This window comes from Cryobacterium algoritolerans (genome assembly GCF_004402785.1).
In the GTDB taxonomy this organism is placed as follows: domain Bacteria; phylum Actinomycetota; class Actinomycetes; order Actinomycetales; family Microbacteriaceae; genus Cryobacterium; species Cryobacterium algoritolerans.
Genome location: NZ_SOFP01000075.1, coordinates 58425 through 79286 on the forward strand (window position 1 = coordinate 58425; position 20862 = coordinate 79286).

General features: G+C 63.8%; 19 protein-coding genes. 6 read left to right on the top strand and 13 right to left on the bottom strand.

Translation table 11 applies throughout. From position 1 onward, the window contains the following. Positions 1-231: 231 nt before the first annotated feature. From E3O19_RS15510 to E3O19_RS15520, 3 genes are read right to left on the bottom strand one after another with little or no spacing between them, the layout of a single operon-like run. Entirely contained in the window at positions 232-1002 is a 771-nt protein-coding gene (locus tag E3O19_RS15510; RefSeq protein WP_134569102.1) for an SCO1664 family protein, read from the bottom strand. Then, positions 1002-1553, bottom strand: coding sequence for a DUF3090 domain-containing protein (locus tag E3O19_RS15515; RefSeq protein WP_134569104.1), 552 nt, complete (start codon positions 1551-1553; stop codon positions 1002-1004). Before E3O19_RS15515 ends, E3O19_RS15510 begins: the two co-directional genes overlap by 1 nt. Before the next feature lie 9 nt (positions 1554-1562). Then, positions 1563-2267 (bottom strand): histidine phosphatase family protein, encoded by a 705-nt coding sequence (locus E3O19_RS15520; RefSeq protein WP_134569106.1) that lies wholly within the window; start codon positions 2265-2267, stop codon positions 1563-1565. Positions 2268-2490: 223 nt separating this feature from the next. Between E3O19_RS15520 and E3O19_RS15525 the strand changes: the two genes are divergently transcribed. The 5 genes from E3O19_RS15525 (at position 2491) to E3O19_RS15545 (ending at position 7863) form a co-directional block, all read left to right on the top strand. Next, positions 2491-4107, top strand: a complete 1617-nt coding sequence (locus E3O19_RS15525; RefSeq protein WP_134569108.1) for an isocitrate lyase — start codon at positions 2491-2493, stop codon at positions 4105-4107. Between the two features lie 65 nt (positions 4108-4172). After that, on the top strand, positions 4173-4784 hold the full coding sequence (locus E3O19_RS15530; RefSeq protein ID WP_134569110.1) for a GGDEF domain-containing protein: 612 nt from the start codon (positions 4173-4175) through the stop codon (positions 4782-4784). 6 nt (positions 4785-4790) lie between these two features. Further along, a complete protein-coding gene (locus E3O19_RS15535) occupies positions 4791-5597 on the top strand; it encodes a diguanylate cyclase domain-containing protein (protein WP_277613045.1) in 807 nt (268 codons plus the stop codon). 252 nt (positions 5598-5849) lie between these two features. Beyond that, a complete protein-coding gene (locus tag E3O19_RS15540; protein ID WP_134569114.1) occupies positions 5850-6779 on the top strand; it encodes an aldo/keto reductase in 930 nt (309 codons plus the stop codon). Between the two features lie 256 nt (positions 6780-7035). Continuing rightward, entirely contained in the window at positions 7036-7863 is an 828-nt protein-coding gene (locus E3O19_RS15545) for an SDR family NAD(P)-dependent oxidoreductase (RefSeq protein WP_241981433.1), read from the top strand. Positions 7864-8045: 182 nt separating this feature from the next. Here the strand turns inward: E3O19_RS15545 and E3O19_RS15550 are convergent, their stop codons facing one another. From E3O19_RS15550 to E3O19_RS15585, 8 genes are all read right to left on the bottom strand, one after another. Beyond that, complete coding sequence (locus E3O19_RS15550) at positions 8046-8933, bottom strand: sensor histidine kinase (protein WP_166804598.1); 888 nt, start codon at positions 8931-8933, stop codon at positions 8046-8048. Between the two features lie 44 nt (positions 8934-8977). Next, a complete protein-coding gene (locus E3O19_RS15555) occupies positions 8978-9658 on the bottom strand; it encodes a response regulator transcription factor (RefSeq protein WP_134569117.1) in 681 nt (226 codons plus the stop codon). Positions 9659-9688: 30 nt separating this feature from the next. Continuing rightward, a complete protein-coding gene (locus tag E3O19_RS15560; RefSeq protein WP_134569119.1) occupies positions 9689-10261 on the bottom strand; it encodes a hypothetical protein in 573 nt (190 codons plus the stop codon). Beyond that, a complete protein-coding gene (locus E3O19_RS15565; RefSeq protein WP_134569121.1) occupies positions 10258-11241 on the bottom strand; it encodes an ABC transporter permease in 984 nt (327 codons plus the stop codon). The genes E3O19_RS15560 and E3O19_RS15565 overlap by 4 nt, the downstream gene beginning before the upstream one ends. Next, the gene (locus E3O19_RS15570; RefSeq protein ID WP_198413933.1) at positions 11234-12121 is read right to left on the bottom strand and encodes an ABC transporter permease; all 888 of its coding nucleotides are present in this window, start codon (positions 12119-12121) and stop codon (positions 11234-11236) included. Before E3O19_RS15570 ends, E3O19_RS15565 begins: the two co-directional genes overlap by 8 nt. 8 nt (positions 12122-12129) lie before the next feature. Then, positions 12130-12867 (bottom strand): ABC transporter ATP-binding protein, encoded by a 738-nt coding sequence (locus E3O19_RS15575; RefSeq protein WP_134569125.1) that lies wholly within the window; start codon positions 12865-12867, stop codon positions 12130-12132. Positions 12868-13119: 252 nt separating this feature from the next. Further along, positions 13120-14310, bottom strand: a complete 1191-nt coding sequence (locus tag E3O19_RS15580; RefSeq protein WP_134569127.1) for an acyltransferase family protein — start codon at positions 14308-14310, stop codon at positions 13120-13122. 42 nt (positions 14311-14352) lie between these two features. After that, positions 14353-15837, bottom strand: a complete 1485-nt coding sequence (locus tag E3O19_RS15585) for a DUF2079 domain-containing protein (protein ID WP_134569129.1) — start codon at positions 15835-15837, stop codon at positions 14353-14355. Between the two features lie 417 nt (positions 15838-16254). Here E3O19_RS15585 and E3O19_RS15590 point away from each other — a divergent pair, with 417 nt between their 5' ends. After that, positions 16255-16815 (top strand): hypothetical protein, encoded by a 561-nt coding sequence (locus tag E3O19_RS15590; protein ID WP_134569131.1) that lies wholly within the window; start codon positions 16255-16257, stop codon positions 16813-16815. 36 nt (positions 16816-16851) lie between these two features. On the opposite strand, the gene E3O19_RS15595 is transcribed toward E3O19_RS15590, so the two are convergent. Both E3O19_RS15595 and E3O19_RS15600 read right to left on the bottom strand, forming a co-directional pair. Continuing rightward, positions 16852-18081 (bottom strand): glycoside hydrolase family 27 protein, encoded by a 1230-nt coding sequence (locus E3O19_RS15595; RefSeq protein ID WP_134569133.1) that lies wholly within the window; start codon positions 18079-18081, stop codon positions 16852-16854. A gap of 76 nt (positions 18082-18157) precedes the next feature. Continuing rightward, positions 18158-20671 carry a glycosyltransferase gene (locus E3O19_RS15600; protein ID WP_134569135.1) on the bottom strand — a complete coding sequence of 838 codons (2514 nt, stop codon included), beginning with the start codon at positions 20669-20671 and terminating at the stop codon, positions 18158-18160. Positions 20672-20862: the final 191 nt, after the last annotated feature.

Consider the following 20862-nt stretch of genomic DNA (forward strand, 5'->3'; position numbering starts at 1 on the left):
GGATGGAATGGAGGTGGTGCGGTGATTCATGGTGGTGGTGCCTTTCAGTTGCTAGGGGCATTCCAGGCGCGCCGCGCGGATGCTTCGCTCGGGTCAATCGCGGCGGGGGCTCACTCCAGTATCGTCGCTGGCCCGTGTCGCCCGTAAATCAGGCCGAAGCGGACCGCGCAGCGCAGCCGCGTCTCACCGCGATCCCGCCACGGTGCTCGGTCCAGCCTCCGGGCGGGGTGCCTAGAACAGGGGCCAGGGCACCGCGGGCATCTCCCCGTGCGGGGCCGGGAACCTGCCTTCTGTGCGCAACCGGTCACAGCGTGCGGCCAATGCGGCGATCTCGGGGGCACTGAGCAATCCGGCGAGTGCGTCGCCGAGCTCACCGTCCAGCTGCTCGCTGACCCGTCCGACCCCATCACGCTCCTCCGCGGTGAGTTGCTCGCCCAGCCACCCCCAGAGCACTGTGCGCAGCTTGTGCTCGACGTGGAAGGTGAGTCCGTGGTCGACGCCGTGACGGTGTCCGTTTTTCATCGGGAGGATGTGAGCGCCTTTGCGATCGGCGTTGTTCACGACGATGTCGAACACGGCCATCCGGCGCAGCGCGGCGGAGTCCTCATGGATGAGTGTGACGTGGTGATCGTGCTCGTCTCTGCCGTCGAGCACAGGGCGCCACCCCTCGGCGGGCACGGCTTCCGTTGCGACCAGGTCGACGGCATCCTGTTCTGGGTCAGCCTCCTGCCACAGTTGCACCATCCCCCTGCCCATCGGGCCGTCGCAGAGCCAGGTGCGGGGCACGATGTCCCAGCCGAAGACCTCCGAGACCAGGAACGCCGCCCTTTCCCGGCTGGCGAGATTGCCGTCGGGGAAATCCCACAGCGGATGCTCCCCGGTGATGGGCTTGTAGACGACCGTGACACCGTCGATGCTGCCGAGGAAGGTCGCGTTCGAGGCCGTCGTGATCCGTCCCGTGAGCTCGAGCTCACCGTCGCCGGGATCGGCAGCGGGCAACATCAGGGGCTGCCGGGGAGCGTACAGGTGTGCCCGTTCGCGTCGATGGGGTCGCCGCAGAGCGGACACATCGGCCGGCCGGCCCCCACCACCTCTCGCGTGCGTTTCGCGAATGCGCGGGCGGTGCCGACCGGCATCCGCACCAGAAGCACCTCCGGCGCGACCAGTGCGTCCGGATCGAGCGCGTCGCCTTCTTCATCGTCCACGATCGGGAATGCCTCGATCACGATCTGCACCGTAGACGGGTCCCAACCGAGGCTCAATGCGCCGGTTCGGAATTCCTCCGCGACGGGCTGCTCCAGCGGGTCATTGTCCACGAGCTCGACGGGAGTGCTGGTGGGAATGCTGAACGGGTTGCCCTCGTGATGCATCAGCTGGTCGAGCATCTCGTCGATCTTCTCGGCGAGCAGCGCGGATTGTTGCTTCTCCAGGGCGACGCTGACAATCTGCGCCCCGGCTCGCACCTGCAGGTAGAAGGTGCGGCCCCCGGGGAGACCGACGGTGCCGACGACGACCCGATCCGGCCAGTCAAACGCGTGGACAATAGTGGGCATGCGGATATTTTAGGCGCCGGATGTGTGCGTCGCCTGACCGGCCCCGCCGCCGACCGGCGCGTCGGCCGGAGGGGCCCCGGCGCCGAGCCAGGAGAGGTCGCCGGCGTCGGTGTTGGTGGCGTAGACGCTCGGCCGGCTCGCGCCGTAGCGCACGATCGAGACCGAAGCGGGACCGACGTTGATGCGCTGGAACAGGTCAAGGTGCATGCCGAGCGCGTCGGCCAGGATTGACTTGATAATATCGCCGTGGCTCACCGCCACCCACACGGCACCGGGTCCGTGCTGCGCCTCGAAGGCCGCATCGAGGCGCCGGATCGCGGCTACCGACCTGGCTTGCATCGCCGGCATCGACTCGCCGCCCGGGAACATGACGGCCGACGGTTGCGACTGCACAACCGACCACAGATCTTCCTTGGCGAGGTCGCCGAGTGCTCGGCCCTGCCACTGCCCGTAGTCGCACTCGGTGATCCCCTCCTCCACCGGCGTCGCAGGTGAACCGCTCTGGCGGTCGAGGATCAATTGCGCCGTCTGCAGGCAGCGCTCCAGGGGGCTCGAGACCACTCCGACCAGCGGCACCACGGCCAGTCGTCTGCCCGTGAGCGTCGCCTGGTCACGCCCGATCTGGTCGAGGACGACCCCGCCGGCACGTCCGGCCAGCACGCCGTCGGCATTCGCGGTGGTGCGGCCATGCCGCACGAGAAGAACAGTGGCCATGGGTACAGCCTAGGCACCCCACCAGGGGCGCACCGTCCCGGTGCCTGCTGTCCGTTGCCCCCAGGACCTGACGATCTTCTCGTGCGGAGAAGAATCGCAATAGTTCTGCGCCGAAGTCTGAAGAAAACCTGCCGCACCTGCCGCAGTCTTCATGTAGCAGCCGATATTGGGCCGCCGAAACAGCCGTCCAGGCCCCGCACAATTCAACGTCGAAGGAATGCACATGACCATCTATCAGAACGATATCGAGGCCATCGAAGCACTGAAGCAGGGCGTCGGTCACAGCTGGGATGCCATCGACCCAGAGTCCGTCGCTCGCATGCGTGCACAGAACCGGTTCAAGACCGGCCTCGAGATTGCCCAGTACACCGCAGACATCATGCGCAAGGACATGGCGGAGTACGACGCCGATTCTTCTGTCTACACCCAGTCGCTCGGCGTCTGGCACGGCTTCATCGGCCAGCAGAAGATGATTTCGATCAAGAAGCACCTGAAGACGACGAACAAGCGCTACCTGTACCTGTCCGGCTGGATGGTCGCCGCGCTGCGGAGCGAGTTCGGTCCGCTGCCCGACCAGTCCATGCACGAGAAGACGGCCGTTCCCGCGCTGGTCGAGGAGCTCTACACGTTCCTCCGCCAGGCAGACGCCCGCGAGCTGGACCTGCTTTTCACCGCACTCGACGACGCACGCACCCTCGGCGACGACGCCCGGATCGCCGCCATCCAGGACCAGATCGACAACTACGAGACCCACGTCGTACCGATCATCGCGGACATCGACGCCGGCTTCGGCAACCCCGAGGCGACCTACCTTCTCGCCAAGAAGATGATCGAGGCCGGCGCCTGCGCCATCCAGATCGAGAACCAGGTCTCGGACGAGAAGCAGTGCGGCCATCAGGACGGCAAGGTCACCGTGCCCCACGAGGACTTCATCGCGAAGATCAACGCCGTGCGCTACGCGTTCCTCGAGCTCGGCATCGACAACGGCATCATCGTCTCCCGCACCGACTCGCTCGGCGCCGGCCTGACGCAGAAGCTCGCCGTGACGTACCAGCCCGGAGACCTGGGCGACCAGTACAACTCCTTCCTCGACGTCGACGAGATCACCGAGGCCGACCTCGGCAACGGTGACGTCGTGATCAAGCGCGATGGCAAGCTGCTGCGCCCGAAGCGCCTGGCCAGCAACCTGTTCCAGTTCCGTCAGGGAACCGGCGAGGCCCGCTGCGTGCTCGACAGCATCACCTCGTTGCAGAACGGCGCTGACCTGCTCTGGATCGAGACCGAGAAGCCGCACGTCGCCCAGATCGCCGGAATGATGAACGAGGTGCGCAAGGTCATCCCGAACGCCAAGCTGGTCTACAACAACAGCCCGTCGTTCAACTGGACCCTCAACTTCCGTCAGCAGGCGTACGACAACCTGCTCGCGGAAGGCAAGGACGTGTCGGCGTACGACCGCGCCAAGCTCATGAGCGTCGTCTACGACGAGACCGAGCTCGCCCAGATTGCCGACGAGAGCATCCGCACCTTCCAGCGTGACGGCTCAGCCGAGGCCGGCATCTTCCACCACCTCATCACCCTGCCGACCTATCACACGGCCGCGCTCTCCACCGACGATCTGGCCAAGGGCTACTTCGCCGACCAGGGAATGCTCGCCTACGTGAAGGGCGTCCAGCGTCGCGAGATCCGCGAGGGAATCGCAACGGTCAAGCACCAGAACATGTCCGGGTCCGACATCGGCGACAACCACAAGGAGTACTTCGCCGGCGAGGCCGCACTGAAGGCCGGCGGCAAGAACAACACGATGAACCAGTTCGAGGAACCGGCAGTCAGCAGCCGTTGATGAGACGTTCCCGCTGACTGGCAACGGAGAAGCCCCGGTCGGAGGACCGGGGCTTCTTCGGCGCGTTGGCGCCGGACCCACCCAAGCAGCTCCCTCGCCAGGCGCGCGCCGGGCAGCAGGTCAAGGAAGGCGGCGCAGAACCTGAACGCTGGGCAAACGGCGGCGGATCCTGTTGGACCTTCGACGGCGACCGGGTGCTGATGAACTATGAGCACTGTTCTGAGGTCCGCGTTGACCTTCTCCGGGCGGGCCGTGGGTCGTGCCTGGCCGACCTGGCGACTGAAGTGCGGCTGGTGACCGCGGCGACACCGGCGAGCGAGATCGACCGGGAATTCCGCGCGGACCGGCAGCTCCGCTCCTTCGTGGTTCAAAACGCCGGCACCTTCTCGTTGCCCTCGCGTGAGCATGTCGAGTCCACGTTGACCGGTCGGCTCGGCTACGGGCTCCACGCCCGGGGGTTACCGGAGAACCACCGCGACCGCGACGTGCTCGTGCTGACCGCCCAGGGCCCCCGCGTGGCATCAGTGTCCCAGATCTTTGAACGGCTTTCAGCGGACTTCCGGCACGCAGCACTGCACGACTCCATGACCGGGCTGCCGAACCGCCGGCAGTTGGAGGAACGGGGCGTCGTATTCATCCAGAGCGACCCCGATCTGGCCGGCGTCGCCGTACTTTAGAGCGACCTGGATGGCTTCAAGGCCGTCAACGACACCGTCGGCCATCAGATTGGGGACGAGGTCCTGATCGGGTTCGCCGACCGGCTGCGTCACATCGTGCGCCCTGGGGATGTCCTGGCCCGGCTCGGCGGGGACGAGTTCGCGGTGCTGCCGGCCAATGTGCACGAGGCGCAGGCACTGGCCATCGCCAACCGGGTGGTTCTCAGCGCGTCCGTCCCCTTCGTCTGCGACGGGCAGCTCCTGCGCGTCTCCGCGTCAGTGGGGATCGTCATGGCCGGCGAAGTCGCCGTCGCGCGGGGGTTGAGCGGGCTGGACGTGTTGCTCCGCCAGGCCGACGGCGCGATGATCAGGGCCAAACAAGCGGGAAAACGCCAGGTTTCACGCCGGAACGGGCACGGTGGGGCCGCGCCGATCGCCCGCAACGCGCGCATTCATCGCCGGCTGACGGATGCGTTCGAAACCCGGGTGCTCGCGCTGCAGCTCGCTGCCCGAACCATTGTTCCCGATGTCCGAACTGCGCTTGGGGAGCACGGCATCCCCGCCGGCCCGCTCCAGGTTGAGATCACCGAGGGCGCCGCGATCAGCGACCTTCGCCGAGCCATCGGACAACTCCGTGAGCAGCGGGAGATGGGCATCAGCATCAGCATCGCCCTCGACGACTACGGCACCGGATACTCCTCCTTGTCGATGTTGCGCGACCTTCCGCTGAACATCGTCAAGATCGGCAAGATCTTCATCGACGGCATCGATGCGTCTCCCGCCGCGGCCGACCTCGCGCTCAACAGTGGGAGGCGAGCCAACGAAACGTCCTGAAATCCGGCCGAAAGGTCGAGCCCATGGTCCGCAGAACAGGCAGTGAAGGCCTCGCGTCTGCCTTGCGGCACATTCCCCGCAGCACGGCCTCTCCCTTCCGGGTGCGGAACCGGGCGGCACTCACCGTCCTCTGCGCAATGCTCGTCGACGGCGGTCGAGCCGCGCTGGGTCATGGTGTTGCAGATCACGCAGACCGGTCCGTTCCGTCTGCCGTGGATGGGTTCCGCAGGAAGCACCCGGCAGGATAGAAACATGAAATCGCAGACTCTACCGAACACGAACCTCGAAACATCCAGCGTCATCCTGGGGCTGATGAGGATCTCATCGATGACCGATGGCGACATTCGCTCCCTCGTGCGTGCCGCGCAGGATGCCGGCATCAACTTCTTCGACCACGCCGACATCTACGGCGCCGAACCCCACGAGTGCGAGAAACGCTTCGGTGACGCCGTGACGTTCTCCGCTGCGGACCGCGCGGCCGTCACGATTCAGTCGAAGGTCGGTATCCGCCCGGGATTCTGGGACTTCTCCACGGAACACATCCTGCGCACCGTCGACGAGTCCCTGGCGGCACTGCAGACGGACTACCTCGATCTCCTGCTGCTGCACCGCCCCGATGCCCTCGTGGAACCCGACGAGGTGGCCGCGGCGTTCGACGTGTTGCAGAGCTCCGGCAAGGTGCGCGATTTCGGTGTGTCCAACCACACCCCGGGGCAGATCGAGCTGCTCAAGAGCTCGGTGAGCCAGCCCCTCGTCGTGAACCAGGTGCAGCTCAGCCTCACCCACGCGCCGATGATCACCGCGGGAATGTCCGCCAACATGGCCGGTCTCGAGCAGTCCGTTGACCGCGGCAACGGCATCATCGACTACTCCCGCCTCAACGGCATCACCCTGCAGGCGTGGTCGCCTTTCCAGAAGGGGTTCTTCGACGGGGTCTTCCTCGGCGATCGGGAGACGTATCCGGCCCTCAACGACGTCATCGACGAACTCGCGCTGAAGTACGACGTGGCACCCGCGGCGATTGCCGTCGCGTGGATCACCCGGCACCCCGCTAACATCCAGGTTGTGCTGGGCACCACGAACATCTCACACCTCACGGATGCCGCAGCCGGCGCCGACGTTCCGCTCACCCGCCCGGAGTGGTACCGCCTGTTCACGGCCGCCGGTCACGTGCTTCCGTAGCCGCTTCATCCGCCGCTTCATCCGCCGCTCCATCCTGGACCACAACGCTGTCGATGTCCGAGGCCCGCGCTTGAAAGTCTGGGCCTCTGGACATCCGGCCCGTTCGCTCAGGGCAGGACCAGCCACGCCGCCCGTCGAGCCCATCCGGGAATTTCTGTCGTGGTCCCCGGTTGTCTTGTGCAGGCCCTTATCACGGCGGTCGGGAGAGTCCGGCCGCCGTCATCCCGTCGGAATCAACGGAAAGAAGCTCGCTCATATGGACCTCACCAATCTGGATCTCACCAATCGACGCGGAATCATCACGGGCGCGGGACAGGGCATCGGTCGGGCACTTGCGCTCGAATTCGGTCGACGCGGAGGTCACCTGCTGCTTGTCGGGCGGCAGCTGCCGACGCTCACTGAAACGGCGCGGCTCGTCGCCTCCGCGGGGGGAACGACGGAGATCCTGGTCGAAGACCTGACTCAGCCTGGCGCCGTTGAGCGGATTGCGCAGACGGTGGCGTCCTGGAGCGTCGTTGATCTCCTGGTGAACAACGCCGGCAATGTGCGCGCGGGTAGGCTCGAATTGATCAGCGATGCGGATGTCCACTCGATGATCAATCTGAATCTCACCGTCCCGATTCTGTTGACCAAGACCCTGCTTCCCACCCTTCGCCAGAGCGGGAAGGGCCGCGGTAGCATCCTTTTGAACGTTGCCAGCGGGATTGCGCTCGTCGGGATGCCGTTCTACTCGGTGTACGCGGCAACGAAATCGGGCGTTGCGCAGTTCGGCGAATCGCTTCGCCGCGAGTTGATCGGCACGGGCGTGCATGTTGCGACCGTCTATCCCGGCGCGACCGACACGGCGATGATGACTTCGCAAAACGCCGGTGCCGAACTCGGTTGGGGACGTCGGCCGCTGGATGACGTCATCACCGACCTGATTGCCGCGCTGGAAGCTGGCGAGCATGAAATCAATACCGCACCGGAGGGCCGCCGGGCGATGCAGCAGCTCAACATCACCGACCCGATGGCCGTTGATGCCGCCCTTGCACCCGACCTCGAGGCCCTTGAACTCGCGGTGCGTGACCACCGCAGCATCTGAGCCACGATCCACCGGTACGGGTTGAGAGCTGTTCCAGCGCCCGGCTCAGTCCGCGGCGCCCTGTGCTTTCTTCCCCATGGTCTTGTCTCTTCGGGTAGCTCCGCCATGCGCTTCATAGTGTTACTTACACGCGAGAAATGTGACCGTGAGACGAAGGTGAGAATAAGGAATCTTCCGAGCGCTCACAGCGCGGACGCAGGAAAGGTCAGCGTCACGGTCGTTCCCTCTTCTGGTGCCGATTTCAGGGTGACGCTTCCGTGGTGTGCCTGACTGATTTGTTTCACCAGCGGCAGTCCCAGGCCGTATCCGGGTGTGCTCCGTGCGTCCTGGGCCCGCCAGAAGCGGTCGAACGCGTGGTCAACTTCAGCGGGAGTCATGCCCACGCCGTGGTCTTCAACAAGGACCTGAGCAAGCTTCCCTGTCCTCCGGACGGAGACCAGGATGGGCTGGTCGAGTGTCCTGAACTTGACGGCGTTGTCCAGGACATTGGCAATCGCCCGACCGAGCAGCTCCGCCGAACCCGTAACCCACGAGCGCTCGAAGACGGTCACCGTGATGCCCCGATGCGCGGATGCGCGCGCCTCGACGGCTGAGCTCACGATCTCGTTCAACAACACTCGCTCGAAGGTGGCCTCGAGTTCACCCGGGTCGTCGCGCGTGAGTAGAAGCAGGTCGTTGGTGAGGCGAACGAGACCGCCAACCGCATCCAGCGAGGTCGTCATTGCGGCTCGGTATTGCGTGGGTGTTCGTGCCCGTAAAAGTCCAAGCTCAAGCTCGCCCTGGACCACGCTGAGGGGGCCGCGGAACTCGTGGGACGCCCCCTCGACAAAGCGCTGCTGGAGTTCGTAACTGCGCCGAATCGGTACGAGCGCAGTTCTCGCCATCAGATAACTCGAAAGTGGCAGGAGAGCCACCAGGATGCCGTAGCCCGTGATGAGTCCGACACGGAGATTGGCGAAGCCCTGTTCGGCGGCATTAATGGTCGCGTTGTCCGCCGGGTCGAAGTCGAAGGTGCCGGTGACGTAGGCGTAGATCCCGAGCGCGAAGCCGCCAAAGAGCAGCAGTTGCACGAGGGTGTAGGTGAGGGTGAGGCGGATCAGCGCCCGACGAAAGATCATTCGTCCGCTGCGATCACATAGCCGGCCCCACGGCGGGTTTCGATGATCTCCACTTCTCCCGGGAGGGTCAATTTCTGGCGCAAATAGCGGATGTAGCTCTGCACCACGTTGCTGAAGCCCTCGTAGTTGCTGTCCCAGGCGTGATCGATCAGTTCAGATGAGCTGATGATCTTTCCGGCGTTACTCATCAGATATTCGAGCACGGCATATTCTTTGGCGGTGAGCACGATGGTGCGTCCGGCTCGCGTTGCGGTCCTGGTCGCCGGTTCCAGGGTGACGCCTTGGGCTCGGAGCACGGGCGCGAGTGCGCGAGGTGCTCGCCGCAGCAGCGCTCTCACACGGGCAAGGAGTTCGACGAGGTGGAACGGCTTGACGAGATAGTCATCGGCGCCCGCGTCGAGGCCTTCCACGCGTTTACGCGCGGAATCCAACCCGGTCAGCATCAGGATGGGGATGTCTGTGTTGAGTTCCCTGATTCGGGCGCACACATCCATCCCACCCCGAGGCAACCCGGGCAACATCAGGTCGAGGACGACCAGGTCGTAGGTCTCGATCTCGAAGGCCTCCACGCCGGCCGGCGCCGTGTGTGTGACGTCAACGGCGTAGCCGGCTTCGGCGAGCGTGCGACGGACGATGTCGGCGATCCGAACGTCGTCCTCGACTACAAGTAGTTTCATTGGGTTTACGCTCCAGCCCAAGGATGGCAGTTAGTCCGCCGCATCACCAGCTCCGGAACCCTTGGTTGCCGTTGCGTGCGCGATCTGCACGCCAGCCGCACTGACCTCGACAGTGAAATCCACTTGGTTCTTGGAGCTTCGGTAGATGCTGAATGCGTTCTCGGGGTAGTGGCCCGGACCTGATTCTGAATCGAACGAGATGGTTGTTTCGGACTTCGAGGCCAGCGTCATACCGGTGAGAGCCTGGTAGTAGGCCTCCTTGTGTTTGGTGGTGACGTCGGTCATCACGTAGTAGATCTCGAGCGACGTCAGCTCGGTGCTTGTGTCGTTGCGCACGGTCACCTGCAGACGATCCTTGATGGCAGCGTGGGTCGTCGAATCCACGTTGTCTTCAACCGCGGCAGACACGATCGTCAGACCCGAAGTCGTGCTGGCGTTCACGATCGGGTTCGAATTGACCGGCAACACCGCGGCCGTTGAGGTTCCGGCCCCGGCCGGTGCGTGCGAGCTCGAGGGTGCCGGTGTTGCTGCTTGGCAGCCGGCAAGCCCGGCAACCGCGAGCGAAGCGATCAGGGCGACGGGAGTGATGAGTCGTACTTTCATGAGATCTTCCTTTGTAGGGTGCGCCGAGTGGTGGCGCCGACGGCGAAGGCCACGGAAGCGAAGGCCGCTACCGCGAGTGTGATGGCGTAGCCCCACAAGTCTGTCCAGACGAAGTCCAGAGTCTGCTGGTTGTACTTGTCCTTTATTCCCAGGAAAGCGAACGTGAGCCTCTCGAAGTGCTTGGTTATCGACGAGATCTCCAAGCCATTGCGTATCGCGTCGAAGCCGGCAAAATTCGCGAGAACCTTCAGTTCGTCGGTTTTCTGGATCTGCAGCGTTGCGAAGAGTCCGCCCGGAACCTGATTGTCCGGATCCATCGTGTCGCCGATCTGAGGAATGATCAGCACAAATGCTAGCCATATCACAATTGCCACGATCAGGCCGGTGCTGAGCCGGGGCGAGAGGGCTGTGGTGCCAATCGCCAGTGCACTCCAGAAGACGAGGTAGAGCCAGGCGACGATCGCTGCGATCAGGATTCGGGCCCCGTCGATAGGCTGCAGCGGAGCGTTCCCGATCGCAACTATTGCGATGGTCGTTGCCGCAGTCAGTAGCAGCACCACCGCGGCCCACACGATGGCGAGGCCGCCGATCTTTCCCAATGGCATGGCAAAGCGGCCAATGGGTCGGCTCAGGATGAGCTGCAGGGTGCCGCGGTACTTCTCTTTCGCGATCGTGCCGTAGCCGAGCACGATCGCGAACAATGCGCCCAGAATCTCCAGATACTCCACTCCCCCGCGCAGCAACTGCAATGGGAAGAACGTCGGTGCTGCCGGCTTGGTTGTGCTGCCGGCCGCGATCAGCTGCTGAACGTACAGGTTGTATGCATCGATCTGGGTGCGAAAACTGGCCGCAGCGACTCCCACCGAGATCAGCGTGGCGATCATCAGGAACGCCACAAGAACGGCGAAGAGGCGATCCCGGCGAAGGTCCAGCAGTTCCTTCCGGGCGATGACCCATGCGTGTGTCGATGGGTTACCCATCCAGACCACTCCTCATTCGGGCACGTGGGGTCGAGACCACAACGATGCTCATCACGACCAGGAAAGAAAGCAGTATCAGCACACTGGGAGTGGCGTCACCGGTCACGGTGGAGTCCTGCAGGATGATGCCGGACGCTCGCTTGAATTGCTCGGTGACCGACAAGGGCCCGGTGAGAGCCGACACAAGATCGAAGTACCCACCGGTCGGATTGACCGCAGGAACCGGATTGAGTAATGACACCGGGCGTGCTGCTGTACCGATCTGTGGTAGGACGAAGGCCACGACACTCCAGATCACGAACGGAACGAGCAGCGCTGTCGTTTCCTGCCTGCTGCGTAACCCGGTGAGCATCCCCAATAGCGCAAAAGTCGCCAGCAGGATCCATGACAACGCACTGAAAGCAACCAGTCGACCCGTGTCGCCCCAGCCAAGAGGTGCGCCGTTGATGATGCTGATGATCACCCAGCTGATGGACATGCTGACGCCGATGACCACCGCCAGCACCACCCCGAGGCCGGCCAGCTGGCCGAGAAGTCGTGCTACGGAGCCTACGGGCCGACTCAACACGAGGTCCGCGGTTGCCGCCTTTCGATCCCGCAGGGTCGCCTGGACCCCCAGGACGATGGCCATCAGCGAACCGATCAGGAGCACATAGATGACGGCATTTCGGGAGTAGTAGAGCGGCGAAACACCGCTGAAGGGATTGGGCGCTGAGCTGAGGCCGTCAGCGACAACCTTCTGATACACGCTCGTCACCGTCTGGTTGGTCACCCACCCGATCACCGAGGATGCGATCACCATTCCGATGAACACCACCAGGAGCAGGTTCGCCGTGCGCGTGCGCCTGGCGTTGAGCATCTCGTGCCGGGCGCTGACCATGAAGGCATTCACGAGGCCGGCTCCGACTCGACCTGGAAATAGATCGCTTCAAGCGAGTCTTCGCCAGGGAAGGCAGAGAGGGCGCGCTCGAGCGTGTCGTGATGCACGAGGCGCCCGGCCTTGAGAATTCCGATGCTCGTGCACGTCTTCGTCACCTCAGAGCGCAGGTGAGTGTTCATGAAAATCGTCATCCCGAACTCGGAGTTCAGGCGCACAATCGTCTCCCGAAGGGTACGGACACCTTCGGGATCCAGGCCCGACGTTGGTTCGTCGAGGAACAAGACAGATGGGGAGTGCAGAATCGCCTGTGCAATCCCCACCCGCTGCCGCATCCCCTTGCTGAAGGTGCCGAGCCGTTGACGGTCGTGACCCTCGAAATCGAGAATGCGCAACACGTCGCGGATGCGCCCATCCGGGCGACGCAGACCAGACAACTGTGCGAAGAACCTCAGGTTCTCCATCACAGTCAGATTGTCGTAGAACTGCACGTTCTCTGGAAGATAGCCGATCGCCCGGCGAACGCTGCGGGGGTCGCCCGTGACACTGACACCAGCAACCTCAGCACTCCCACGTGTTGGCTCCAGAAGTGTGGTCAGAACATTGACAGCCGTCGTCTTGCCCGCCCCGTTGTGCCCCAGCAGTCCAAAGACCTCTCCCACCGGAACATCGAGCGTGAGCGCATCGAGCGCAAGCTTCGGACCGTAGGACTTGGTAAGTTGGTCTGTCGTAATGGCTGAGGTGGTCATGGGTCTGACCCTAACCGGGTCACCGTGAGACCACGATGAGAAGGCTCTGGGCCGAATCTCTCCCGGAGATCACAAGCACAATGGCCACAACGGGTGGTCGGGCAATGAACCGTCCCGGTACTCAAACCGCCGTTTTTTTGACGGCTCGCCGTTCAACGGGCCGTGTGTTTCAGCGTCCCGCGAGGGTCTTGAGCGGGCCGGTGCTGACGGATGAGTTTCCGGCTGGACGGTGTGCCCTGCGTGGTCGCGGGGCTAGAGGGCCGTCTTCGCACTCTGCGTGGCCGAGGCGGGGAGCGTGTGAACCAGGGCGGGCTCCGAGCGAGCATCAAAGGCCTGGGCCGGCGGAGCGATGGCCACCCGATCGGGGCGAGCCCGTGACCAATGATCACGCAGGGGGGTTTCAACGAAACGCCACGACACGTACGCGATGGCTCCGAGCCCGATGAGCCAGACGACTCCCATCGCCGATTGGGCAGGTTGTTCCCCCGTGAGGGTCGTGAACACGACGATAGTGAGCATGTTCCATAAGTAGATGCCGTAGGAGAGACGCCCAATGAAGACGAGGGGAGGCAGGCTCAGCAGGGCTGCCGCACGGCTGTCGGGTGCGGTCGCCATCCAGAGCAGGACGGCCGCGGACGCCAGGGCGGTGAGACCGAGGCTGCCCTTGTCGAATTGCGTGATTGGGTCGGCCAGGTACGGCCACGTGAGGGCAATGAGACCAAGGAGTCCGATCGGCCCGGCCCATTGCCCCGCAATTTTCAGTGCGGGCGAGTGCGGGTGACGCACGACGATGAATGCGACGAGCGCGCCCAGCAGCAACGCGTCGGCATTTGTGTCCGGGGCGAAGAAGTAGCGGTTGTGTCCGGCTTCCATTGCGATGAGCAGGGAGCGCAGAATCCAGCATCCGGCAATCCCGGCGATAAGTACGGCAGCCGACCACGTGAACCGGCGCCATTTCACCATCAGCAGAAGCGCTACCGGCCAGAACAGGTAGAACAGTTCCTCAACTCCGAGGGACCAGGACCATTGGAAGGTGGACCCGACGGCCGAGTTTCCGGACACTGCTTCGATCAGGTCGGTCGAGTATGTCAGACTGCCCACGACCCCGGCCCAGTAGGACGCTACCGGAACTCCGGTCGCGCTCAACCAGGCCGCTGTGGCCAGGATCACCACTACCAGCGCTGGGCCGAGACGCGCGAAACGGCGGGCATAGAAACGTTTCAATGCGATGCGTCCCGTCGACGCTCGCTCCTGCAACAACAGCCGCGTGATCAAGTACCCGCTGATCACGAGGAAAAGCGTCACCCCGTGGTAGCCATGCAGGCCGGCGATCCCGGAATGCTGGGCGATCACGGCCAAAATCGCAACCGCGCGCAGACCATCGAGGGCGGGGAGGTAGCCGAAACGAGGGGCGCGGCGTCCCAGCCTTTCCAACGAAGTCATCCGTTCACGATACACACGGCACCCGAACGGGGGCCTTGAGGTTCACTCTGTTCTGCGGAGCAGCGCAATGCCGTCGCGTTCCAGCGCGACGACATAACCGTGTCTCAGCGCCCCAGCGACGTCCTGCTGCTCCGCGGCGCGAGAGACCCGGAAATGGCGCGTCGAGTATGGGTCGACGAGAATCCAGTCCGGCCGGATTCTGGCCAACGGTTGCAAGCCGAAGACTGTCACGGTCGTCCGGCTGATCAGTTGCGGAGCGATATTGTCCGACGCCGCGATCGTCGCGCCTCCTGGAATAAGTGCCAGCGCCGCATCAACCGCTTCGATCCGAGGATTGGGTTCCCAGAGCGTCGGTCCGAACAGGCGAGCGAAGGCATGGCTCGGAACAGCTGCAACCGTCACCGCCAAACTGACTGTGAGTACGGCTCGACCCAACAACCGGCTGCGGCGCGTGTCCCGGGTCCGCAGCCGAGAGAGCGCATCGATGAGGGACGCGACCACAATCGGCATGAGTACCGCGCTGTAATGGAAGGTGGTACCCCAATAGAACGGGTCTGTGCTGATGAATCGCCAGATGAGCGTCGGAACCGCTACGAGCACGAGTGGTGACGCCAAGGCAGCAAAGCCAGTGATTGCGAGGGTGAGAATCACAGTGGAGAGTTTCACGTCGGCGTGGGCCACTGCGGACTGCAGAAGGGATGGTCCGCTGCCCAAACGGCTCCAATAGGCGTACGCACCCGAAGAACTCATCAGCGGAAGGACAAGCAGGACTTCCAGCAGGGACGCCCCGATCCCGATCACGACCGTGACAGAACCCAGGCGCCGCGCACCGCGCAGGAAGATCAGCGCCCCAATGACGGCAACTGCCGTCGCACCAAGGTCTTCCTTGACAAGAATGAGGGGAATCGCCCAGGCTGCCGCCTGGCGCAGGTGGCCTTGCCCGAGAGCAGCGAGGGAGAAGGCGAGGAGCGGCACCGCAAACGCGATTTCATGAAAGTCGAATCCGACGGCAGATGCTATTCCGAAGGAGAAACCGTAGATGACGCCGACAGCCAGAGCCGCCCGGATGCCCAGCGACCGCCGAGCCCAGGCGACCAAGGGCGCAGCAGCCAGGGCAAAGAGAAACGCTTGAGCGACGAGGAGTGTGGCCGACGTGGGAACGAGGGCGTAGAACGGGGCCAGGAGCACCAGAATCGGATGGAAATGATCCGCGAGCAGGTTGAATCCCGGGCCCTTGATCTCCACAATCGGCGGCCGAAACTCCGAATAGTTCCGGATTGCCTGCTCGAAGATCCCGAGGTCATAGCCGGCGGTCTCCAAACGCAGATGCAGTCTCAAGGCCAAGGCGGAGTAGAGGGCCGTGAGTGCCACCACGAACGTCAACTCGATGGCGTTCGCCCGCGCCTGCTCTCGAACGTTCCATCGTGACAACGCCGCGATGCCCCGGTACACCCGGTTCGGCGCCGGACGATGGACCCCAGAGCGCCCGCCACCTCTGCTACCGCGAACGGCCAGCCCGCGTTTCATTGGAAGATTCTCAGAAGAATCCCGTCAAGCGCCGAGGATCCCGGCTGGACGGCGAAGGAATGGCGGACCGGAGCACCTCCGGCTCCTCCAGCGTCGGGCGTTCTCTGGTGCAGAGACCTCAAGCGGACAGCTGCGACACGGGGTACGGGGTACGGGAACTCGTTGGGCACCCTGCGAATCTAGCCCGCGGTCCTGACGGTTCGGCCCCGTGTCGACTTCCTGCGCATCATTCATGAGGTTCAGCGGCGTGGAGTGAGAACGGGTTGAGCATGAGACTGGGATTGTTGCGCGTCGCCGCAGTGAGCGCGTTCTCGTCGCGCTTAGGTGATGCACATCGCGGCTGGATACGCTTTGTTGGAAGTAGGTTCGGGCTCAGGGTCCGAACCATCCCGGGCGAAGGGTTCTGCGTTGAAGGCTGTGTCTGCCATCGTCATCGCCTGTGTCGGCGCGGTGATCTGTGTGGGCGCGGTCGGAGCGGCGTGGAGCGTGTGGGGTCAGAGTCTGGCTGGAAGGTCGCTGCCGGCGGCCATCTGTCCCATCGTCGCCCCGGTGAAAGTCGGTCAGATCGTCGTCCCCGCCGGTCCGGTGGCCGGGTATTGTCAGGGCCGTTTGGTGAACGCCGCGCACATCATGAACGCGGCGAGAGACCAGGGTATTGGGACGCACACGCAGGCGGTTGGCGTGATGACGGCAATTGGGGAGTCAGGCTTGCGGGTGCTCAACCATGGTGATGTCGCCGGCGAGGACAGCCGTGGCCTATTCCAACAGCGAGACAACGGCGCGTGGGGCACGCTCGCCGATCGAATGGATCCGTACGTTTCTGCTCAGAATTTTTTCATCAAACTGACACAGGTTGCCGGCTGGGAAACGATGAGCCCCACCCTGCTCGCCCACTCGGTCCAAGTCAACGCCGACCCGAACCACTACGAGGCCTTCTGGGCCGATGCGCAGTCGATTGTGGCGGTCCTCGGCAACTGAGTGCAGGAACCTGGAACGACTGGGCGCGAGGCCAGGTTATGTTCCGAACCGCGTGGACGATATTCGGTACATCACGGTCGCGTGAGGTGCGACCGTGGCCGTGATGTCGCCCGTGGTCAGAATGGTCGCCCGTGACCAGAGGTCCCGGAGAAGGTAGCCGTTGCGTGCTGCACCCAGGCCGGCCTGTGCGGCACTTGTTGAGATCGTGGCGGTTGTGTCACTGCCGTTGAACAGGGCAACGGCCACGTCGCCGTTGGAGAGTGGCTTGGCGAAGACGAGACGGTCGTGGTCAGTGCTGACCAGGCGTCCCTGCTTGCCCAGGGGATCCTGGTCCACGTCGATCACATCCTGGTTCAGGTAGATGGTCATGGTCGACGGGGATGCCCGGCGCAGATCGGTGCCGACCAGGAGCGGGGCGGCCATCTCCGCCCAGAGCGAGAATTGGGTTCGGTATTCGGCGTCGGTCATGCCGCCGTTGCCGATCTCGAGCATGTCCGGGTCGTTCCATGCTCCGGGGCCGGCATGCGAAGAGAGCGCGGCATTTCGCCTGATGATCGACTTCAGGCTGGACCAGATGTCCTTGATGTCGTGGGTTGTGCGCCACAGATGGCCGATGTTGCCGGCCCAGGTCCACGGTTCGTGCACGCCCCACTCGCAGATGCTGTAGACGATCGGGCGGCCGGTGGCCGCCAGGGCGTCCGCCATGGTCGTGTAGCGCTCGATGTACTGCGCGGGTGTTTTGTGTCCGGCGTTGTTGCAGTTGTCGTATTTCAGGTAGTCCACGCCCCAGGCCGCGAAGGTCTGCGCGTCGAGCTGTTCGTGGCCCAGGCTACCTGGGTATCCGGCGCAGGTCCTGGTGCCGGCGTCCTCGTAGAGGCCAAGTTTGAGACCGTGCGAGTGGACGTAGTCAGCGGTCCCGGCGATGCCGCTGGGGAATTTATCCGGGTCGGGGGTCAGCCTTCCGTCCGCATCTCGGTGGCGAGCCATCCAGCAATCGTCGATGTTCACGTACCGGTAGCCTGCGTCTCGCATCCCGGAACTGACGAAGTAGTCCGCTGTCTGCTTGATCAGTTCTTCGCTGACATCGCAGCCAAAGGAGTTCCAGTCGTTGAACCCCATCGGCGGTGTGAGTGCGAGAGTTCTGGCGGGTGCGCTCACGGGCGTTAATTCCGCAGCGGGCGTGCTTTGCGTCACCGCGGGGACGACCAGAACGGCAATACCCACCGCGGCAATGCTCGCGAGGAGGAGGGCACCGGTTGTTCTCATCCGTGCCCCCTCGTCTACGGTCGTGGCGGTCAGCGGGTCTTGTCGGTCAGCGGGTCAGCGGCGCACCGGTGTCGGATCAGCCGCGTGGTTGGGCCGTCCCAATCGCGACGTAGAACTGTTCCATTGCATCCTGGTTGTAGGCGGCGTTGTCGAACGGTGCGGTGGGTACCTCTCCGCGGAGGAAGGCCCGCATCCCGTCCGCCAGCCCGTCATCGGTGGCCGGCACGGTCAGCCCGACGCCGGTCGGCAACGCATCCCCGGCGGATCCGAACGCTACGGTGACGACAGGGAGGTCAAGGATGAGCGCTTCGAGCAGAACCATGGGCTGTCCCTCGTAGTCGCTGGACAGCACGAAGCAATCGGATGCCGCCATGACGGCGTAGGGGTTGTGCTGGTGGCCGGTCAGCACGATGGCCGTGGAGAGGCCCAGTTCGGTGATCAATCGGCTGAGCTGCTCGTACAGTGGCCCGTCCCCGACGATGATCAGGCGGGTTTCGGGGTGGTCGGAATGCACCGCGGCGAAAGCCCGGATCATGCGGGCGTGGTTCTTCTCCGGAGACAGTCTTCCCGCCGTGACGAAGGTCGTCGGTGCGGATGCTGCTGTGAGGTCCGTCGCCCAGCCGGGCACCACGCCGGTGGTGATGTCCGTGGCGGCCTGCCTGACATCCAATTTCGCGGCACGGAGGATGTGAGGGGCATTCACCAGGTTTTTCGCTGCGACGAACTTTTCGACGGAGGCATATTCGTCCAGCGCGTGGGCGTTGATGGCCGCCAGGGCAGGGGACACGGACACCAGGTGATCGTAGCCGCGGTAGAGCGAGAAAACCCCGGTCAGGCTCCTGAATTGGCGGCGTTTGCCGTGGACGTTGCGCTGCGCGTCGGCGGCCATGTCGTTGTGCAGCCAGATCGAACGCTCTGCACCGGGTGCGTGGAGCATCAACGTAGCCCAGAGCTGCCCGTATCCGCTGAAGTCGATGGCGAAGTCAAAGCGGCTGCTGCCGAAGCAGCGGGTCCATTCGTCATCCCAAAGCCTCTCCTGCACGGGATCGTGCTCGTGGGCACTCAGGTCCCCGCGGAACCACGCCACCCGGCGCACCGCATGCGTGATTTTGGAGCCGCTCATTCCACCGACCCGGGCGAATTGGCGCACCGCGGGGTTGATCTCGGCTTGCTTCTCCAGCACGCGCGGACGCCGCGAGTACGGGAAGACCACGGAAACGTCAAACTTGCTGTGATCAATCGCGTTGAGCAGATTCAGAGCGGAGGACGTGATCCCGTTCGGCGTCATCCCGCCGACGTTGATCAGAATTGACCGGCGATCGTCACGGGCAACGGGACCGACACGGTAGCCGGCTCGCTTGCCGCGGAATACGATGTCAATGATTCTGTCGGTCGCATGGCCGTCCTCGTGAGCCGCGTATTTCTCCTGCATCGCGGCATACCCCTCGGCGACCTCGATTCGTTGTCCGGAACGCGCGATGACATTCAGTTCGACAGCAAGCTCGGCAACGGTTCGTACGACTGGTCCGGGCCATTCCTCGGGTTCCATATACAGGCCGCGGTACCCGGCGTAGTCGTCAATATCCGGGGTGAGGAATGCAATCGGCCGACCGGTTGACAAGAAGTCGAAGAAGGTACTGGAGTAGTCGGTCACGAGGATGTCCGTCGCGGAGAGCACGGAGTTCGTCGGAATCTCGTTCGGCACCAGACGGCCCCGGAACTCCTTCCGACGCGCGGCGAACTGGTGAACCACCTGGTGGGTCTTGAGCAATACGACGTATTGGCTGGTGTCGATGAGGGTTTCCAGCTCGATCACCCGGCGGATCAGCTCTTCGGCATCGTCATTGGGCCGAGCGAACGACTCCCCCTTCCAGGTCGGCGCATACAGGATGATCTTTCGCCCAGTGAGGGGCAGGCCTGCTGCCTCGAGTCGGTCACGGACGGAGTTGACACCCGCGACATCCGTGAACTGGGCGTCGATGCGCGGATAGCCCTCTTCGATGATTTCGCCGCGGTAGATGTTCCGAAGCAGGTGCGCCTTCTCATACATCTGCTCGACCATGAACCTGTTCGCCGCCAGGAGGTAGTCGGCGGAAAGGAAGTTTCGAATGACATTGGCGACCCGCGACGCCGGGTCTCCAATGTCGTACCCCATCCGTTTCAAGGGCGTGCCGTGCCAGGTATTGAGATACACCTGTTGGGGTCGCTTGCTGAACTCGGTGGGGAATGTCGCGTTGTTGACCAGGTAGCCACTTGTGGCCAGGGCGCGGTAATACCCCTGTGAACCGGGGCTGACGAACCGTACCGCCGCATCACTCGCGAATTCGCGCACGACGGAGGCGTTGTCGCTCTTGTCACTGAGAACCCACACATGCTTCAGGTGACCAAAGTCGGGGGCCGCACGCAGCCCGCGGAAGATGGCTTCAGGGTTGCAGAGCATCCCATTCCCGCCGAACGACTCGTAGAGGACAACGTCCGGGTCGACCGGGCGCCGCCGCCAGAAAGCGTAGACCTCATAGGCCGAAGCCCGAAGCAGCCTGCGAACCTGTCGCCGGACACGGGCTGGAGCGGTATGCAGTGGGATGGCCATTTCTTAAGGCTAACCAGTTGCAGAGCGGTGACGCACCCGAGTCTGACGTTCTGGATATCGTTTCTGAAGTTGCGGCCCTCGCCCCGCCCAGGTCGCGCTCGCGCCACGAGCGATGAACAGCGTCTGGTCCAGGCCTCGTCCGGTCCGAGCCGGATGCAGTCAGGTGCGGTTCAGGTGATTGCGGTCATGCT

Bases quoted from the DNA above. Each gene is read 5' to 3' on its own strand.
- E3O19_RS15510 (WP_134569102.1), bottom strand. From the start codon at position 1,002: ATGTTGCCCGCTGCCGATCCCGGCGACGGTGAGCTCGAGCTCACGGGA.
- E3O19_RS15515 (WP_134569104.1), bottom strand. From the start codon at position 1,553: ATGCCCACTATTGTCCACGCGTTTGACTGGCCGGATCGGGTCGTCGTC.
- E3O19_RS15520 (WP_134569106.1), bottom strand. From the start codon at position 2,267: ATGGCCACTGTTCTTCTCGTGCGGCATGGCCGCACCACCGCGAATGCC.
- E3O19_RS15525 (WP_134569108.1), top strand. From the start codon at position 2,491: ATGACCATCTATCAGAACGATATCGAGGCCATCGAAGCACTGAAGCAG.
- E3O19_RS15540 (WP_134569114.1), top strand. From the start codon at position 5,850: ATGAAATCGCAGACTCTACCGAACACGAACCTCGAAACATCCAGCGTC.
- E3O19_RS15545 (WP_241981433.1), top strand. From the start codon at position 7,036: ATGGACCTCACCAATCTGGATCTCACCAATCGACGCGGAATCATCACG.
- E3O19_RS15555 (WP_134569117.1), bottom strand. From the start codon at position 9,658: ATGAAACTACTTGTAGTCGAGGACGACGTTCGGATCGCCGACATCGTC.
- E3O19_RS15560 (WP_134569119.1), bottom strand. From the start codon at position 10,261: ATGAAAGTACGACTCATCACTCCCGTCGCCCTGATCGCTTCGCTCGCG.
- E3O19_RS15565 (WP_134569121.1), bottom strand. From the start codon at position 11,241: ATGGGTAACCCATCGACACACGCATGGGTCATCGCCCGGAAGGAACTG.
- E3O19_RS15570 (WP_198413933.1), bottom strand. From the start codon at position 12,121: ATGGTCAGCGCCCGGCACGAGATGCTCAACGCCAGGCGCACGCGCACG.
- E3O19_RS15575 (WP_134569125.1), bottom strand. From the start codon at position 12,867: ATGACCACCTCAGCCATTACGACAGACCAACTTACCAAGTCCTACGGT.
- E3O19_RS15580 (WP_134569127.1), bottom strand. From the start codon at position 14,310: ATGACTTCGTTGGAAAGGCTGGGACGCCGCGCCCCTCGTTTCGGCTAC.
- E3O19_RS15585 (WP_134569129.1), bottom strand. From the start codon at position 15,837: ATGAAACGCGGGCTGGCCGTTCGCGGTAGCAGAGGTGGCGGGCGCTCT.
- E3O19_RS15595 (WP_134569133.1), bottom strand. From the start codon at position 18,081: ATGAGAACAACCGGTGCCCTCCTCCTCGCGAGCATTGCCGCGGTGGGT.
- E3O19_RS15600 (WP_134569135.1), bottom strand. From the start codon at position 20,671: ATGGCCATCCCACTGCATACCGCTCCAGCCCGTGTCCGGCGACAGGTT.